The sequence below is a fragment of the Streptomyces sp. NRRL S-455 genome, from assembly GCF_000717875.1.
Taxonomy (GTDB): domain Bacteria; phylum Actinomycetota; class Actinomycetes; order Streptomycetales; family Streptomycetaceae; genus Streptomyces.
In genome coordinates, this window is sequence record NZ_JOCT01000017.1 from 118,393 (window position 1) to 135,514 (window position 17,122).

General features: G+C 71.2%; 16 protein-coding genes. All 16 read left to right on the forward strand.

Annotation, left to right across the window (positions count from 1 at the left end; genetic code table 11):
- The first annotated feature begins 2 nt into the window (after positions 1–2).
- Positions 3–1,817, forward strand: a complete 1,815-nt coding sequence (locus IE97_RS0122630; RefSeq protein ID WP_030243562.1) for a DUF5941 domain-containing protein — start codon at positions 3–5, stop codon at positions 1,815–1,817.
- Complete coding sequence (locus IE97_RS0122635) at positions 1,814–2,566, forward strand: sugar phosphate nucleotidyltransferase (protein ID WP_030243564.1); 753 nt, start codon at positions 1,814–1,816, stop codon at positions 2,564–2,566. The genes IE97_RS0122630 and IE97_RS0122635 overlap by 4 nt, the downstream gene beginning before the upstream one ends.
- Positions 2,554–3,615: an iron-containing alcohol dehydrogenase family protein gene (locus tag IE97_RS0122640; RefSeq protein ID WP_030243566.1), complete on the forward strand. Its 1,062-nt coding sequence runs from the start codon at positions 2,554–2,556 to the stop codon at positions 3,613–3,615. The genes IE97_RS0122635 and IE97_RS0122640 overlap by 13 nt, the downstream gene beginning before the upstream one ends.
- Positions 3,593–4,372, forward strand: a complete 780-nt coding sequence (locus tag IE97_RS0122645) for a CDP-alcohol phosphatidyltransferase family protein (RefSeq protein WP_078603352.1) — start codon at positions 3,593–3,595, stop codon at positions 4,370–4,372. The genes IE97_RS0122640 and IE97_RS0122645 overlap by 23 nt, the downstream gene beginning before the upstream one ends.
- Before the next feature lie 5 nt (positions 4,373–4,377).
- Positions 4,378–5,250 carry a glycosyltransferase family 2 protein gene (locus IE97_RS0122650; RefSeq protein ID WP_030243572.1) on the forward strand — a complete coding sequence of 291 codons (873 nt, stop codon included), beginning with the start codon at positions 4,378–4,380 and terminating at the stop codon, positions 5,248–5,250.
- A gap of 98 nt (positions 5,251–5,348) precedes the next feature.
- A complete protein-coding gene (locus tag IE97_RS0122655) occupies positions 5,349–6,278 on the forward strand; it encodes an ABC transporter permease (protein ID WP_030243574.1) in 930 nt (309 codons plus the stop codon).
- Positions 6,271–7,053, forward strand: coding sequence for an ABC transporter ATP-binding protein (locus IE97_RS0122660; RefSeq protein ID WP_030243576.1), 783 nt, complete (start codon positions 6,271–6,273; stop codon positions 7,051–7,053). Before IE97_RS0122655 ends, IE97_RS0122660 begins: the two co-directional genes overlap by 8 nt.
- A gap of 357 nt (positions 7,054–7,410) precedes the next feature.
- Complete coding sequence (hpnC, locus tag IE97_RS0122665; RefSeq protein WP_030243578.1) at positions 7,411–8,313, forward strand: squalene synthase HpnC; 903 nt, start codon at positions 7,411–7,413, stop codon at positions 8,311–8,313.
- Complete coding sequence (gene hpnD / locus IE97_RS0122670; protein WP_030243581.1) at positions 8,310–9,260, forward strand: presqualene diphosphate synthase HpnD; 951 nt, start codon at positions 8,310–8,312, stop codon at positions 9,258–9,260. The genes hpnC and hpnD overlap by 4 nt, the downstream gene beginning before the upstream one ends.
- A gap of 47 nt (positions 9,261–9,307) precedes the next feature.
- Positions 9,308–9,571 (forward strand): DUF6380 family protein, encoded by a 264-nt coding sequence (locus IE97_RS43125; protein ID WP_234310674.1) that lies wholly within the window; start codon positions 9,308–9,310, stop codon positions 9,569–9,571.
- Positions 9,568–10,980, forward strand: coding sequence for a hydroxysqualene dehydroxylase HpnE (gene hpnE / locus IE97_RS0122675; RefSeq protein ID WP_030243584.1), 1,413 nt, complete (start codon positions 9,568–9,570; stop codon positions 10,978–10,980). The genes IE97_RS43125 and hpnE overlap by 4 nt, the downstream gene beginning before the upstream one ends.
- A 74-nt stretch (positions 10,981–11,054) precedes the next feature.
- On the forward strand, positions 11,055–12,119 hold the full coding sequence (locus tag IE97_RS0122680; RefSeq protein ID WP_030243587.1) for a polyprenyl synthetase family protein: 1,065 nt from the start codon (positions 11,055–11,057) through the stop codon (positions 12,117–12,119).
- A 123-nt stretch (positions 12,120–12,242) separates the two neighbouring features.
- On the forward strand, positions 12,243–14,276 hold the full coding sequence (gene shc, locus IE97_RS0122685) for a squalene--hopene cyclase (RefSeq protein WP_037844635.1): 2,034 nt from the start codon (positions 12,243–12,245) through the stop codon (positions 14,274–14,276).
- The gene (locus IE97_RS0122690; protein ID WP_030243592.1) at positions 14,276–14,917 is read left to right on the forward strand and encodes a hypothetical protein; all 642 of its coding nucleotides are present in this window, start codon (positions 14,276–14,278) and stop codon (positions 14,915–14,917) included. The genes shc and IE97_RS0122690 overlap by 1 nt, the downstream gene beginning before the upstream one ends.
- Positions 14,918–14,922: 5 nt before the next feature.
- Positions 14,923–15,945, forward strand: a complete 1,023-nt coding sequence (gene hpnH / locus IE97_RS0122695) for an adenosyl-hopene transferase HpnH (RefSeq protein ID WP_030243595.1) — start codon at positions 14,923–14,925, stop codon at positions 15,943–15,945.
- 4 nt (positions 15,946–15,949) lie between these two features.
- Positions 15,950–17,107 carry a flavodoxin-dependent (E)-4-hydroxy-3-methylbut-2-enyl-diphosphate synthase gene (gene ispG / locus IE97_RS0122700; RefSeq protein ID WP_030243597.1) on the forward strand — a complete coding sequence of 386 codons (1,158 nt, stop codon included), beginning with the start codon at positions 15,950–15,952 and terminating at the stop codon, positions 17,105–17,107.
- Positions 17,108–17,122 lie beyond the last annotated feature (15 nt).

Sequence of the window (17,122 nt, forward strand, 5' to 3'; positions counted from 1 at the left end):
GGTTGCCGACCGCCATCCTCACCGGTCAGCCGGTCCCCGGTTCGTCGATCGAGGGTGATCTGCGCTCCCTCGGCTTCGACGTGCGGACCGCGTCCGACACCGCCGAGGCCGAGACCCTGCTCGCCGGCGTGCCGGGCGACGAACGGGTCGCGCTGGTCGACGCCCGGTTCGTGGGGCACGTGCACGCGCTGCGCCTCGGCCTCACCGACCCCCGCTTCCCGCTCGCCGCGATCCCGGGCGCCGTCACCGCACAGCCCGCCGGCCGCCAGGCCCTGACCCGGGCGATGGCCCGCGAGAACTCCGCCGGCGGCGGCACCACCCTGGTCGACAGCCTCGCCGACCGCATCCTCACCGCCCTCGACGCGGACGGCACCGACGTGCACCGTCCCGAACTGGGCAGCCTCGTCGCCACCGTCCCCGCCGATCCGCAGGCCCGCAACGAGGCCCGGCAGGCGGTGGCGGACGTCGACGACGAGGCCGTACGCCTGAAGTCGGCCGTGAAGTCCCGCGACGGGTTCTTCACCACCTACTGCATCAGCCCGTACTCCCGCTACATCGCCCGCTGGTGCGCCCGTCGCGGCCTGACCCCGAACCAGGTCACCACCGCCTCGCTGCTCACCGCCCTCATAGCGGCGGCCTGCGCGGCCACCGGCACCCGCGGCGGCTTCGTCGCGGCCGGCGTCCTGCTCATCGCCTCCTTCGTGCTGGACTGCACCGACGGCCAGCTCGCCCGCTACTCCCTGCAGTACTCCACGCTCGGCGCCTGGCTCGACGCCACCTTCGACCGGGCCAAGGAGTACGCCTACTACGCCGGCCTCGCCCTCGGCGCCGCCCGCGGCGGTGACGACGTGTGGGCCCTCGCCCTCGGCGCCATGGTCCTGCAGACCTGCCGGCACGTCGTGGACTTCTCCTTCAACGAGGCCAACCACGACGCCACCGCCAACACCAGTCCCACCGCCGCCCTCTCCGACAAGCTCGACAGCGTCGGCTGGACGGTCTGGGTGCGCCGCATGATCGTCCTGCCGATCGGCGAGCGCTGGGCGATGATCGCCGTGCTGACGGCGGTCACGACCCCGCGCATCACCTTTTACGCGCTGCTCATCGGCTGTGCCTTCGCGGCGACGTACACCACGGCGGGCCGCGTGCTGCGCTCCCTGACCCGTAAGGCCCGGCGGACCGACCGGGCGGCGCGGGCGCTGGCGGACCTCGCGGACAGCGGACCGGTCGCCGAGGCCCTCGCGCGGGTGCTGCGCAAGCTCCCCGCCAAGCCGCCGTTCGGTGCCCGCGTCCTGGTCGCCGTGCCCGGCGCGGCCCTGGTGGTCCTCGCGGCGGCGCTCGAGCCCTACGGCAGCGCGCTGCCGGTCGCCGCGGCGGCCCTCTACGCGCTCACCTCGGCCGCCGCCGTCGCACTGCCCCTCAAGGGCGCCCTCGACTGGCTCGTCCCGCCGCTGTTCCGCGCCGCGGAATACGGCACCGTCCTCGCCCTCGCGGCCAAGGCGGACGTGAACGGGGCCCTTCCCGCGGCTTTCGGGCTGGTGTCGGCGGTCGCCTACCATCACTACGACACGGTGTACCGCATCCGCGGCAACGCCGGAGCGCCCCCCGCCTGGCTGGTGCGTTCCATCGGGGGGCACGAGGGACGGACGCTGCTCGTCACCGTCCTCGCCGCGCTGCTCACCGCCTCGCAGTTCACGGTCGCGCTCACGGTCCTCGCCGTGGCCGTGGCCCTGGTGGTGCTCGTCGAGAGCATCCGCTTCTGGGTGTCCGCCCACAAGGGCGGCGCGCCCGCCGTACACGATGAAGGAGAACCCGCATGATCGGCCTCGTGCTGGCGGCCGGCGCCGGACGGCGTCTGCGCCCCTACACCGACAGCCTTCCCAAGGCGCTGGTGCCGGTGGGTCCCGCGGGCATAGAGGGCGAACCCACGGTTCTCGATCTCACCCTCGGCAACTTCGCCGAGATCGGGCTCACCGAGGTCGCGGTCATCGTCGGCTACCGCAAGGAGGCCGTGTACGCGCGCAAGGAGGCGTTGGAGGCGAAGTACGGCCTCAAGCTCACTCTCATCGACAACGACAAGGCCGAGGAGTGGAACAACGCCTACTCCCTGTGGTGCGGACGTGACGCCCTCAAGGACGGCGTGATCCTCGCCAACGGCGACACCGTCCACCCGGTCTCCGTCGAGAAGACGCTGCTCGCCGCCCGCGGCGACGGCAAGAAGATCATCCTCGCCCTGGACACGGTGAAGGACCTCGCCGACGAGGAGATGAAGGTCGTCGTCGACCCCGAGAAGGGCATGACGAGGATCACCAAGCTGATGGATCCCGCCGAGGCCACGGGCGAGTACATCGGCGTCACCCTCATCGAGGGCGACGCGGCCCCCGAGCTGGCCGACGCCCTCAAGGCCGTCTGGGAGACCGACCCGCAGCAGTTCTACGAGCACGGCTACCAGGAGCTGGTGAACCGCGGCTTCCGTATCGACGTGGCGCCGATCGGCGACGTCAAGTGGGTGGAGATCGACAACCATGACGATCTCGCCCGCGGACGGGAGATCGCGTGCCAGTACTGACCCGGCTGATCCCCTCCCCGCTCGTCGTGGACATCCGGCCGGGTGCCCTCGACGACCTGGCGTGCGTCCTCGCCGACGAGCGCATCTCGCACTCCGGCCGCCTCGCCGTCGCCGTCAGCGGCGGCTCCGGCGCCAGGCTGCGCGAGCGCATCTCGCCGAGCATGCCCGGCGCCACCTGGTACGAGGTCGGCGGCGGCACCCTGGACGACGCGGTCCGGCTGGCGAGCGACATAAAGGCCGGCCACTTCGACGCGGTCGTCGGACTCGGCGGCGGCAAGATCATCGACTGCGCCAAGTTCGCCGCGGCACGTGTCGGCCTGCCCCTGGTCGCCGTGCCCACGAACCTCGCGCACGACGGCCTGTGCTCGCCGGTCGCCACCCTCGACAACGACGCCGGCCGCGGCTCCTACGGCGTGCCGAACCCGATCGCGGTCGTCATCGACCTGGACGTCATCCGTGAGGCCCCGGTCCGCTTCGTCCGCGCCGGCATCGGCGACGCCGTCTCCAACATCTCGGCGATCGCCGACTGGGAGCTGGCCAATCGCGTCAAGGGCGAGCGGATCGACGGCCTCGCCGCGGCCATGGCCCGCCAGGCCGGCGAGGCCGTGCTGCGGCACCCGGGCGGCATCGGGGACAACGCCTTCCTCCAGGTGCTCGCCGAGGCGCTGGTCCTCAGCGGCATCGCCATGTCGGTGTCGGGCGACTCGCGGCCGTCCTCCGGGGCGTGCCACGAGATCAACCACGCCTTCGACCTGCTCTACCCGAAGCGGGCCGCCGCCCACGGCGAGCAGTGCGGACTCGGCGCGGCCTTCGCGATGTGGCTGCGCGGGGCGCACGAGGAGTCGGCGTACATGGCCGGGGTGCTGCGCCGGCACGGGCTGCCCGTGCTGCCGGACGAGATCGGCTTCACCACGGACGAGTTCGTCAAGGCCGTCGAGTTCGCCCCGGAGACCCGGCCCGGCCGCTACACCATCCTCGAACACCTCGACCTGAACACCGAACAGATCAAGGACACATACGCCGACTATGTCAAGGCCATCGGTAGCTGAACTCCGCCCCGTCGTTCACCCCGCGGGGGTGAAGGACCGGCGCAGCGGTGAGCACTGGATGGGACGCCTCTACATGCGCGAGGTGTCCCTGCGGGTCGACCGCTACCTGGTGAACACCAGGGTCACGCCCAACCAGCTCACGTACCTGATGACCGTCTTCGGTGTACTCGCGGCCCCGGCACTCCTCGTGCCGGGGATCACGGGTGCCGTGCTCGGCGTGGTGTGCGTCCAGATGTACCTGCTGCTGGACTGCGTCGACGGCGAGATCGCGCGCTGGAAGAAGCAGTACTCCCTCAACGGCGTCTATCTGGACCGGGTCGGCGCGTACCTCACCGACGCCGCCGTGCTCACCGGCTTCGGCCTGCGCGCCGCCGACCTGTGGGGCAGCGGCCGCATCGACTGGCTGTGGGCCTTCCTCGGCACCCTGGCCGCCCTCGGCGCCATCCTGATCAAGGCCGAGACCGACCTGGTCGGCGTCGCCCGGCACCAGGCCGGTAAGCCGCCGGTCCAAGAGGCCGCCGCCGAGATGCGCTCCTCCGGCATGGCGCTGGCCCGCAAGGCCGCCGCCGCCCTGAAGTTCCACCGCCTCATCCTCGGCATCGAGGCGTCCCTGCTGATCCTGGCCCTGGCGATCGCCGACCAGATCCGCGGCGACCTGTTCTTCACCCGCCTCGGCGTGGCGGTGCTCGCCGGCATCGCACTGGTGCAGACCCTGCTGCACCTCGTGTCCATCCTCGCCTCCAGCAGGCTGAAGTGAGCGGCATGAAGGTCGGCGCCGTCATCATCACCATGGGTAACCGGCCCGACGAGCTGCGCGCCCTGCTCGACTCCGTCGCCAAGCAGGACGGCGACCCGGTCGAGGTGGTCGTCGTCGGCAACGGCTCGCCCGTCCCGGACGTCCCGGAGGGCGTCCGCACCATCGAGCTGCCCGAGAACCTCGGCATCCCCGGCGGCCGCAACGTCGGCATCGAGGCCTTCGGCCCCGCCGGCCGGGACGTCGACATCCTGCTCTTCCTGGACGACGACGGCCTCCTCGCGAGCCACGACACCGCCGAGCTGTGCCGCGAGGCCTTCGAGGCCGACCCGAAGCTCGGCATCGTGAGTTTCCGCATAGCCGACCCCGACACCGGGGTCACCCAGCGTCGGCACGTGCCCCGGCTGCGCGCCTCCGACCCGATGCGCTCCTCCCGGGTCACCACCTTCCTCGGCGGCGCCAACGCCGTCCGCACCCGCGTCTTCGCCGACGTCGGCGGACTCCCGGACGAGTTCTTCTACGCCCACGAGGAAACCGACCTGGCGTGGCGGGCCCTCGACGCGGGCTGGATGATCGACTACCGGTCCGACATGGTCCTCTACCACCCGACGACGGCGCCCTCGCGGCACGCGGTCTACCACCGCATGGTCGCCCGCAACCGCGTCTGGCTGGCCCGCCGAAACCTTCCCGCGCCGCTCGTCCCCGTCTATCTCGGCGTGTGGCTGCTGCTCACCCTCGTACGCCGCCCCTCCCGTCCCGCCCTGCGGGCCTGGTTCGGCGGATTCCGAGAGGGCTGGACGACCTCGTGCGGACCGCGCCGGCCCATGAAGTGGCGTACGGTGTGGCGGCTGACCCGACTGGGCCGGCCCCCCGTCATCTGACAAGCTCGTGTCCGGAGTACCCGGGAGGGGCCGTAGCCTGGCCCCGGCTCATGCGGGCCCGCACAGGCCGCGCATCTCGAAGACGAAAGTTTCCACTAGTGAGTGAGACAACGCACGACGCCACGGTCGCGGTGAGCGCGTCCGCGGCGCCCGACGAGGGCCTCACGGCGAAGGAACTCGCCGCCAAGTACGGGCTGAGCGTGAGCGGCGCCCGGCCCTCCCTCATCGAGTACGTCCGTCAGCTCTGGGACCGGCGGCACTTCATCCTCGCCTTCTCCCGCGCGAAGCTGACCGCCCAGTACAGCCAGGCCAAGCTCGGCCAGCTGTGGCAGGTGGCCACTCCGCTGCTGAACGCGGCCGTGTACTTCTTCATCTTCGGCCTGCTGCTCGAAGCCGACCGGGGCATGAGCCGCGAGGTGTACATCCCGTTCCTGGTCACGGGCGTGTTCGTGTTCACCTTCACGCAGAGCTCGGTGATGGCGGGCGTGCGCGCGATCTCCGGCAACCTCGGCCTGGTCCGGGCCCTGCACTTCCCGCGGGCCTCGCTGCCGATCTCCTTCGCGCTGCAGCAGCTTCAGCAGCTGCTGTTCTCGATGATCGTGCTGTTCGCCATCACGATCGGCTTCGGCCACTACCCCGACCTGTCCTGGCTGCTGATCGTGCCGGTGCTCGTCCTGCAGTTCTGCTTCAACACCGGCCTCGCGCTGATCATGGCCCGGGCGGGCGCCAAGACCCCCGACCTCGCGCAGCTCATGCCGTTCGTGATGCGGACGTGGATGTACGCGTCCGGGGTGATGTTCTCCATCCCGATCTTCCTCGAGGACAAGCCGGCCTGGATCTCGAACGTGCTGCAGTGGAACCCGGCCGCGATCTACATGGACCTGATGCGCTTCTCCCTCATCGACGACTACAGCTCCAGGTTCCTCCCCGACCACGTCTGGGCGGCCGCGGGCGGCTGGGCCGTGCTGTTCGCCCTCGGTGGCTTCGTGTACTTCTGGAAGGCGGAGGAGAGGTACGGCCGTGGCTGAGCCGACGAAGCAGGACGAGCGGATCCCGACCGTCATCGCGGACGACCTGCACATCGTCTACCGCGTCAACGGCGCCAAGACCGGCAAGGGCAGCGCCACCGCGGCCCTCAGCCGCATACTCAAGCGCGGCGAGGAGCGGGGCGTGCGCAAGGTGCACGCGGTGCGGGGCGTCTCCTTCGTCGCCTACCGCGGCGAGGCCATCGGCCTCATCGGCTCCAACGGCTCCGGCAAGTCGACCCTGCTGCGCGCCATCGCCGGTCTGCTCCCCGCCGAGCAGGGCAAGGTCTACACCGACGGCCAGCCCTCGCTGCTCGGTGTCAACGCGGCCCTGATGAACGACCTCACCGGCGAGCGGAACGTCATTCTGGGCGGGCTCGCCATGGGCATGTCCCGTGAGGAGATCAAGGAGCGCTACCAGGAGATCGTCGACTTCTCCGGCATCAACGAGAAGGGCGACTTCATCACCCTGCCCATGCGCACCTACTCCTCCGGTATGGCGGCCCGGCTCCGCTTCTCCATCGCCGCGGCCAAGGACCACGACGTCCTGATGATCGACGAGGCCCTGGCCACCGGCGACCGCAAGTTCCAGAAGCGCTCCGAGGACCGCATCCGGGAGCTGCGCAAGGAAGCCGGCACGGTGTTCCTGGTCAGCCACAACAACAAGTCGATCCGCGACACCTGCGACCGTGTGCTGTGGCTGGAACGCGGCGAGCTGCGCATGGACGGCCCGACCGACGAGGTCCTCAAGGAGTACGAGAAGTTCACGGGCAAGTAGCCCGCTCCGTCCGGGGCCCCGACGGAACTTTCCGGCGGGGCCCGGCGTCTGCAAAGGAAACGTCAACTCCGGCTCATCTCGGGAATCTTGGGGCCTTCGGTGTGTTGTCGTGATGGACGGGACACCCTGGCGAACCCCGACGCGTTGTGCAACGTAAGCTGTACCGGTCCCGAAACACGGCAATCAGGGCGATAATGCGCGACACCACCCGTCGGACCGCCGTGCGGACGGCTGGGCGGCGTGTCCGAAATAGTGTGTATTGGGTCGGCAGTGTAGAACGGGAGATGTGACGGCGATGGCTACGGAAACTCCCCAGCTCCACGCAGCACGTGCCGTCCCCGTGCCGGGCAGTCGGCGGTGACGGGAACCGGCACGGCGCGCGCCCTCGACCCGGAGCGCGGCACTCTCGGCAAGGCCGGCGGCGAGAACTTCCCGGTGGCCCCGTTCTTCCTGCCCCGGGCCTGGCGCCAGGACCTCATGGCCGTCTACGGTTTCGCCCGCCTCGTCGACGACATCGGTGACGGCGACCTGGCCCCCGGCGGCGCCGACGCCCGGCTGCTCGGCGTGTCTCCCGAGGAGGCCGAGGACCGGGCGGCCCTGCTGGACGCCTTCGAGGCCGACCTGCGCAGGGTCTTCGACTCGACGCCGCGTCACCCCCTGCTGCGCCGCCTGCAGCCGACCGTCCGCCGCCGCTCGCTCACCCCCGAGCCCTTCCTCGGCCTGATCGCCGCCAACCGCCAGGACCAGCTGGTCAGGCGGTACGAGACCTACGACGACCTGCTCGCGTACTGCGAGCTGTCCGCCAACCCCGTGGGCCGTCTCGTCCTCGCCGTCACCGGAGCCTCCACGCCCGAGCGGATCCGCCGCTCCGACATGATCTGCACCGCCCTCCAGATCGTCGAGCACCTGCAGGACGTGGCCGAGGACCTCGGCCGCGACCGTGTGTACCTGCCCGTCGCCGACATGAAGCGTTTTCACGTCCAGGAGGCGGATCTCGCCACGAAAACCGCCGGAGCGTCGGTCCGTGCGTTGATTGCGTACGAAGCGCAAAGGGCCCGGGACCTCCTGAATGAAGGCGCCCCCCTGGTGGGTAGCGTCCACGGCAGGCTGAAGCTGCTGCTCGCAGGGTTCGTGGCGGGGGGAAGGGCGGCCGTCCGGGCGATCGCCGCCGCCGACTACGACGTTCTTCCCGGCCCGCCCAAGCCCGGCAAGGTCCAGTTGCTGCGTGAGGTGGGCGTGACTCTGCGAGGAGAGGGGTGATCCGGACCGTGGAGTCGGAACCACACGTGTCCCCACCGGTACTCGCCGCCTACAGCTACTGCGAGGCCGTCACCGGGCGGCAGGCCCGTAACTTCGCCTACGGCATCCGGCTGCTGCCGACGCCTCAGCGCCGCGCGATGTCGGCGCTGTACGCGTTCTCCCGGCGGGTCGACGACATCGGCGACGGCGCGCTGGCCGACGACGTCAAGGTCGCCAGGCTGGAGGAGACCCGTGCCCTGCTCACCCGGATCCGCGAGGGAGAGGTCGACGAGGACGACATCGACCCCGTCGCCGTCGCCCTCAGGCATGCCGCCTCGCACTTCCCGATCCCGCTGGGCGGCCTGGACGAGCTCATCGACGGTGTCCAGATGGACGTCCGCGGCGAGACGTACGAGACCTGGGACGACCTGAAGGTCTACTGCCGCTGCGTGGCGGGCGCCATCGGGCGGCTTTCGCTGGGCGTGTTCGGTACCGAACCGGGGGCACGCGGCGCCGACCGTGCGCCCGAGTATGCCGACACGCTCGGGCTCGCGCTCCAGCTCACCAACATCCTCAGGGACGTCCGCGAGGACGCCGTGGGCGGGCGCACCTACCTGCCCGCCGACGACCTCGCCAAGTTCGGCTGCTCGGCCGGCTTCAGCGGGCCACGGCCACCTGAGGGCTCCGACTTCGCGGGCCTCGTGCACTTCGAAGTGCGACGGGCCCGTGCTCTTTTCGCCGAGGGCTACCGGCTGCTCCCCATGCTCGACCGGCGCAGCGGCGCCTGTGTCGCCGCCATGGCCGGCATCTACCGCCGCCTCCTCGACCGCATCGAGCGCGACCCGGAAGCCGTCCTGCGCGGCCGTGTCTCCCTGCCGGGCCGGGAGAAGGCCTACGTCGCCGTACGGGGACTGTCCGGTCTGGACGCACGGCATGTGAGCCGACGGGCCGTCAGGAGGCGTGCGTGACGAACCAGCAGAGAGGCGGTCAGGTCCTGGGGAACCTCCGCCGTGCCATGCCGGATGGCGCGGCGGCGGGAGGCCGGGCCGTGCCGGGCGGTGCGTCGGCATGTGGCCGGTGCCTCCGCGGTGCGGCCGGGCACCGGTCGGCCCGGGCCCGGTGGCGAAAGCACGTCACGCTCGTCGGCGTCCCCTTCCCCGGCACCGTCGGAGAGAAGCGGCGGGCAACCCTCCGCCGCGGGGCCGCGTCCCTGACTGAGACGGCTGGTCGTGCGCCGTTCGAGCCGCACGGCCGCCGCGCAGGGGAGGGTGCGCCATGAGCCACGGCACGCGGTCCCAGGGGCCGATCGCGGACGGGCGGCACGCCGTCGTGGTGGGCGGCGGGCTCGCCGGCATCACCACCGCGCTCGCGCTCGCCGACGCCGGAGTCCGCGTCACCCTGCTGGAGGGCAGGCCCAGGCTCGGCGGCCTGGCCTTCTCCTTCCAGCGCGGGGAGCTCACCGTCGACAACGGACAGCACGTGTACCTGCGCTGCTGCACCGCCTACCGCTGGTTCCTCGACCGGATCGGCGGCGCGGCGCTGGCCCCGCTCCAGGACCGGCTCGACGTACCCGTCCTGGACGTCGCGCGCCCCGAGGGACACCGGCTCGGCCGGCTGCGGCGCGACGCGCTGCCCGTACCGCTGCACCTCGGACGCAGCCTCGCCACCTACCCGCACCTGTCGCTCGCCGACCGCGCCAAAGTGGGCCGGGCCGCGCTCGCGCTCAAGGGACTCGACCCCGCCGACCCCGCCCTGGACGCACAGGACTTCGGCAGCTGGCTGGCCGCGCACGGCCAGTCCGCCCGGGCCGTCGAGGCACTGTGGGACCTCGTCGGGGTCGCCACCCTCAACGCGGTAGCGGGCGACGCCTCCCTGGGGCTGGCCGCGATGGTGTTCAAGACCGGTCTGCTGTCCGACCCCGGCGCGGCCGACATCGGCTGGGCGCGCGTCCCACTCGGCGAACTGCACGACCGGCTGGCCCGCAAGGCACTCGACTCGGCGGGCGTCCGCACCGAGGTCCGTACCCGCGTCACCTCCGTCTCCCAGGACGACGACGGCCGGTGGATCGTCCAGGTCCCCGGCGAAACGCTCGAGGCCGACGCGGTGGTGCTCGCCGTGCCGCAGCGCGAGGCCCACGACCTGCTGCCCGCCGGCGCCCTCGACGCCCCCGAACGGCTCCTCAAGATCGGCACCGCGCCCATCCTCAACGTGCATGTGGTGTACGACCGTAAGGTGCTGGCCCGGCCGTTCTTCACCGCCCTCGGCACCCCGGTGCAGTGGGTCTTCGACCGGACCGAGGCGTCCGGGCTGCGCGAAGGGCAGTACCTCGCCGTGTCCCAGTCGGCGGCCCAGGACGAGATCGACGAGCCCGTGGCCGTACTGCGCGAGCGGTACCTGCCCGAGCTGGAGCGCCTCCTGCCGCTGACCCGCGGCGCCGAGGTGAGGGACTTCTTCGTCACCCGGGAGCGCACCGCGACGTTCGCTCCCACCCCCGGCGTCGGGCTCCTCAGGCCCGGCGCCCGCACCAAGGCATCCGGCCTCTACCTGGCCGGAGCGTGGGTCGCCACAGGGTGGCCCGCGACCATGGAGAGTGCGGTCCGCAGTGGAGTCGGTGCGGCGGACGCCGTGCTGGGCGCCCTGGGCCGGCCCCGCCCGCACCGCCTCTTCGAGTTCCGGGAGGCGGCGTGACGCTCGATCAAGGCAGCGCGGCAGGCGGCCCCCGCACCCTCGGTACCGCAACAAGAGGAGTAACTGTGCCCACTGTGCCCCCGGCCTCCAAGGCCGCTCGAGAGACCGCGGTGGACGTGACCGCGCTCCTGGAGCGCGGCCGGACCCTGGCCATGCCGGTACTGCGGGCGGCCATCGACCGCCTGGCACCTCCCATGGACACTGTTGCCGCCTACCACTTCGGATGGATCGACGCCCAGGGCAGGCCCTCCGTCGGGGACGGGGGCAAGGCCGTGCGCCCCGCCCTCGCCGTGCTGTCCGCCGAGGTCATGTCCGCCGCCCCCGAGACCGGCGTCCCCGGCGCCGTCGCGGTGGAACTCGTCCACAACTTCTCCCTCCTCCACGACGACCTGATGGACGGCGACGAACAGCGCCGGCACCGCGACACCGTGTGGAAGGTGCACGGCCCCGCCCAGGCCATCCTGGTCGGCGACGCCCTGTTCGCCCTCGCCGGCGAGGTGCTCCTCGAACTCGGCACCGTCGAGGCCGGCCGCGCCACCCGCCGTCTCACCACCGCGACTCGCGCCCTGATCGACGGTCAGGCCCAGGACATCTCCTACGAGCACCGCGACCGCGTCACCGTCGAGGAGTGCCTGGAGATGGAGGGCAACAAGACCGGTGCCCTGCTCGCCTGCGCCACCTCCATCGGCGCGGTCCTCGGCGGCGCCGACGACCACACCGCAGACACCCTTGAGAAGTACGGCTACCACCTGGGCCTCGCCTTCCAGGCCGTCGACGACCTCCTCGGCATCTGGGGCGACCCGGACTCCACCGGCAAGCAGACCTGGAGCGACCTGCGCCAGCGCAAGAAGTCACTGCCGGTCGTGGCCGCGCTCGCGGCGGGCGGGTCGGCCTCCGAGCGGCTGGGCGAGATCCTCGCCGCCGACGCCAAGAGCAGCGACTTCGAGAACTTCTCCGAGGAGGAGTTCGCGGCCCGCGCCGCCCTCATCGAGCAGGCCGGCGGCCGCGAGTGGACCGCCGACGAGGCCCGCCGTCAGCACACCATCGCCATCGAAGCCCTCGACGCCGTCGACATGCCCGACCGGGTGCGGGCGCAGTTCACGGCGCTCGCCGACTTCGTGGTCGTACGAAAGAGATGATCATCATCGGCCGAATAGCTCTCGCGTAGTCGCCGGCCGGTGCGGCGAGTCCTGACCCCACACCGGCCGACGGCGGACCCACAGCAGATGCACTGCCTTGCACCACTGCACGAAGGGGAAGCCATGACAGCGACGACCGACGGAAGCACCGGGGCCCTGCCACCCCGCGCCGACGCGGCCAGCGAACACGACATCGAGACCCCCGGGGCGGCCGGGGTACGAGAAGCCGCCGCACGCGCAGCACGGCGTGCCACCGACTTCCTGCTCTCCCGGCAGGACGCCCAGGGCTGGTGGAAGGGCGACCTCGAGACCAACGTCACCATGGACGCCGAGGACCTGCTGCTGCGTCAGTTCCTCGGTATCCGGGACGAGAAGACCACGCGGGCGGCCGCGCTCTTCATCCGCGGCGAGCAGCGCGAGGACGGCACCTGGGCCACCTTCTACGGCGGACCGGGTGAACTCTCCACCACCATCGAGGCGTACGTCGCCCTCCGCCTGGCCGGCGACGCGCCCGACGCGCCGCACATGGCGAAGGCCTCCGCCTGGATCCGTCAGCAGGGCGGCATCGCCGCCGCCCGGGTCTTCACCCGGATCTGGCTGGCCCTGTTCGGCTGGTGGAAGTGGGAGGACCTGCCCGAACTCCCTCCGGAACTCATCTACTTCCCGACGTGGATGCCGCTCAACATCTACGACTTCGGCTGCTGGGCCCGGCAGACCGTCGTGCCGCTGACGATCGTCTCGGCGAAGCGGCCGGTACGCCCCGCGCCGTTCCCGCTCGACGAGCTGCACACCGACCCCGGCCGCCCCAACCCGCCCCGGCCGCTCGCTCCGGCGTTCAGCTGGGACGGCGCCTTCCAGCGCCTGGACAAGGGGTTGCACCTCCTGCGCGGGGTCGCCCCGCGCAAGCTGCGCAGAGCCGCCATGAACAGCGCCGCCCGCTGGATCATCGAGCGGCAGGAGAACGACGGCTGCTGGGGCGGCATCCAGCCCCCGGCCGTGTACTCGATCATCGCCCTGCACCTGCTCGGCTACGACCTCCAGCACCCCGTGATGCGTGAGGGGCTGGCCTCCCTGGACCGGTTCGCCGTGTGGCGGGAGGACGGAGCCCGGATGATCGAGGCCTGTCAGTCACCCGTGTGGGACACCTGCCTGGCCGCGATCGCGCTCGCTGACGCCGGACTGCCCGCCGATCACCCGCAGTTGGTGAAGGCGGCGGACTGGATGCTGGGCGAGGAGATCGTCCGGCCCGGGGACTGGTCGGTGCGGCGACCCGAACTGCCGCCCGGAGGCTGGGCGTTCGAATTCCACAACGACAACTACCCCGACATCGACGACACCGCCGAGGTGATCCTCGCACTGCGCCGGATCACCCACCACGACCCGGTGCGGGTGGACAAGGCCGTCGGGCGCGGCATGCGCTGGACCCTCGGCATGCAGTCGAAGAACGGCGCGTGGGGCGCCTTCGACGCCGACAACACCAGCCCGTTCCCGAACCGGCTGCCGTTCTGCGACTTCGGCGAGGTCATCGACCCGCCCTCCGCCGATGTCACCGCCCATGTCGTCGAGATGCTCGCCGTGGAGGGCCTCGCCCACGACCCGCGCACCCGGCGCGGCATCGAGTGGCTGCTGGCCGAACAGGAAGCGGACGGCTCGTGGTTCGGACGCTGGGGCGTCAACTACCTCTACGGAACCGGATCCGTCGTCCCCGCCCTGGTCGCCGCCGGCCTCCCCGCCGCCCACCCGGCGATCCGGCGGGCCGTGACGTGGCTGGAGTCGGTCCAGAACGACGACGGCGGCTGGGGCGAGGACCTGCGCTCCTACAAGGACGCCGGGGAGTGGAGCGGCAGGGGCGCCTCGACCGCCTCCCAGACGGCCTGGGCCCTGATGGCCCTGCTCGCCGCGGGGGAACGGGAGTCCAAGGCCGTCGAACGCGGCATCGAGTGGCTCGCCGCCACCCAGCGGGAGGACGGCTCCTGGAACGAGCCGTACTTCACGGGGACGGGCTTCCCGTGGGACTTCTCGATCAACTACCACCTCTACCGGCAGGTGTTCCCGCTCACCGCGCTCGGCCGGTACGTCCACGGGGAGCCCTTCGCCGACCGGCACAAGCGGAGCGGGGAGGCCCGGGAGCCGCTGGCCGAGGCCAAGGGAAGCTGATGAGCGCCCAGCCCGCCCCGGCCCCGCTGCTGATCGCCTGCGCGCTCGGCATCGAGCAGCTGGCCCTGCGCACGGGGGAGCGGGACGGCACCGGCGGGCCGGTCACCGTGCTGCGCACGGGCATGGGGCCGGCGGCGGCCGAGCGGTCCGTCACCCGGATGCTCGCCGAGGCGGCCCTGCGTGACGCCGCCGTCCTGGCCACCGGCTTCTGCGCGGGGCTCGCCCCGGACATGCACCCCGGAGACCTGGTCGTCGCCGAGGAGACCCGCGACCCACGCGGCACCACCGTCTGCGTCGGGACCGACCTGCTGGTCAAGGAGCTGGTCAGGACGGTGCCCGGACGGACCGTGCACACCGGGCCGCTCACCGGCTCCGACCACGTCGTACGCGGTCACGAACGGTCCGATCTGTTCGCGACCGGCGCGATCGCGGTCGACATGGAGTCGGCGGCAACGCTCCTGAGCGCCGTGCGCGCGGGCGAGCGCCCGGTTGCGGCCGTCCGGGTGGTCGTGGACGCTCCAGAACATGAACTCGTCCGGATCGGCACCCTACGCGGTGGAATATCAGCTTTCCGCGTCCTTCGCCGCGTCCTTCCCGCTTTCTACGAATGGCACCGTTCCTTGCTGCTCCCCAGGAGGTGAGCCAGATGGCCATGCCGCTCCGACAGTCCATCAAGGTCGCTACGTACTTGGCTGAACAGAAGCTCCGCCGCCGCGACAAGTTTCCGCTGATCGTCGAGCTGGAGCCGCTGTTCGCCTGCAACCTCAAGTGCGAGGGGTGCGGCAAGATTCAGCACCCGGCCGGGGTGCTCAAGCAGCGGATGCCGGTCGCCCAGGCCGTGGGGGCGGTGCTGGAGTCCGGGGCCCCGATGGTGTCCATTGCCGGTGGCGAGCCCCTGATGCACCCGCAGATCGACGAGATCGTGCGTCAGCTGGTGGCCAGGCGCAAGTACGTCTTCCTGTGCACCAACGCACTGCTGCTGCGCAAGAAGATGGACCAGTTCAAGCCCTCCCCCTACTTCGCCTTCGCGGTGCACATCGACGGGCTGCGCGAACGGCACGACGAGTCGGTGGCCAAGGAGGGCGTGTTCGACGTGGCGGTGGAGGCCATCAAGGACGCCAAGCGGCGTGGCTTCCGGGTCACCACCAACTCGACCTTCTTCAACACCGACACCCCGCAGACCGTCATCGAGGTGCTGAACTTCCTCAACGACGACCTCCAGGTCGACGAGATGATGATCTCGCCCGCCTACGCCTACGAGAAGGCCCCCGACCAGGAGCACTTCCTCGGCGTGGAGCAGACCCGCGAGCTGTTCAGGAAGGCCTTCGCCGGCGGCAACCGGCGGCGCTGGCGGCTCAACCACTCCCCGCTCTTCCTGGACTTCCTGGAGGGGAAGGTCGACTTCCCGTGCACCGCGTGGGCGATCCCCAACTACTCGCTCTTCGGCTGGCAGCGTCCCTGCTACCTGATGAGCGACGGGTACGTGCCGACGTACCGGGAGCTGGTCGAGGACACCGACTGGGACAAGTACGGCCGGGGCAAGGACCCGCGCTGCGCCAACTGCATGGCGCACTGCGGATACGAGCCCACCGCCGTCCTCGCCACTATGGGCTCGCTGAAGGAGTCCCTGCGCGCCATGCGCGAGACGGTCTCCGGAAACCGGGAGTGACGCCATGACCGCCATCCCCCTGGGGGTCCCCGAGGTACCGGTCCGGCCGGTCGCGGAGCGGCGCGTCTCGCGCCGGATCCAGGTCGGTCCGGTCGCGGTCGGGGGCGGGGCCCCGGTGTCGGTGCAGTCGATGACCACGACCCGTACCTCGGACGTCGGCGCCACGCTGCAGCAGATCGCCGAGCTCACCGCGTCCGGCTGCCAGATCGTCCGGGTCGCCTGCCCCACGCAGGACGACGCGGACGCGCTGGCGACCATCGCGCGCAAGTCGCAGATCCCCGTGATCGCGGACATCCACTTCCAGCCGAAGTACGTGTTCGCGGCCATCGAGGCGGGCTGTGCGGCCGTACGCGTCAACCCGGGCAACATCAAGCAGTTCGACGACCGGATCAAGGAGATCGCGCAGGCCGCCGAGGACCACGGCACCCCGATCCGGATCGGCGTCAACGCCGGGTCGCTCGACCGGCGTCTGCTTCAGAAGTACGGCAAGGCGACGCCTGAGGCACTCGTGGAGAGCGCCCTGTGGGAGGCGTCCCTGTTCGAGGAGCACGGCTTCCGGGACATCAAGATCTCCGTCAAGCACAACGACCCGGTCGTGATGATCGAGGCCTACCGGCAGCTCGCCGAGCAGTGCGACTACCCGCTGCACCTGGGGGTGACGGAGGCGGGACCGGCGTTCCAGGGCACGGTCAAGTCGGCGGTGGCGTTCGGGGCGCTGCTGTCGCAAGGCATCGGCGACACGATCCGGGTGTCGCTGTCGGCGCCGCCGGCCGAGGAAGTGAAGGTCGGCATCCAGATCCTGGAGTCACTGGGGCTGCGGCAGCGCCGGCTGGAGATCGTCTCCTGCCCGTCCTGCGGACGCGCCCAGGTCGACGTCTACAAGCTCGCCGACGAGGTCACGGCCGGACTCGAGGGCATGGAGGTGCCGCTGCGGGTCGCCGTCATGGGATGTGTGGTCAACGGGCCCGGCGAGGCACGGGAGGCCGATCTCGGGGTGGCCTCCGGCAACGGCAAGGGACAGATCTTCGTGAAGGGCGAGGTCATCAAGACTGTCCCCGAGTCGAGGATCGTCGAGACGCTGATCGAAGAGGCGATGAAGCTCGCCGACCAGATGGAGCAGGACGGCGTGGGGCCGGGGGAGCCCGCCGTCACCGTGAGCTGAGCAGCACGGAATGCG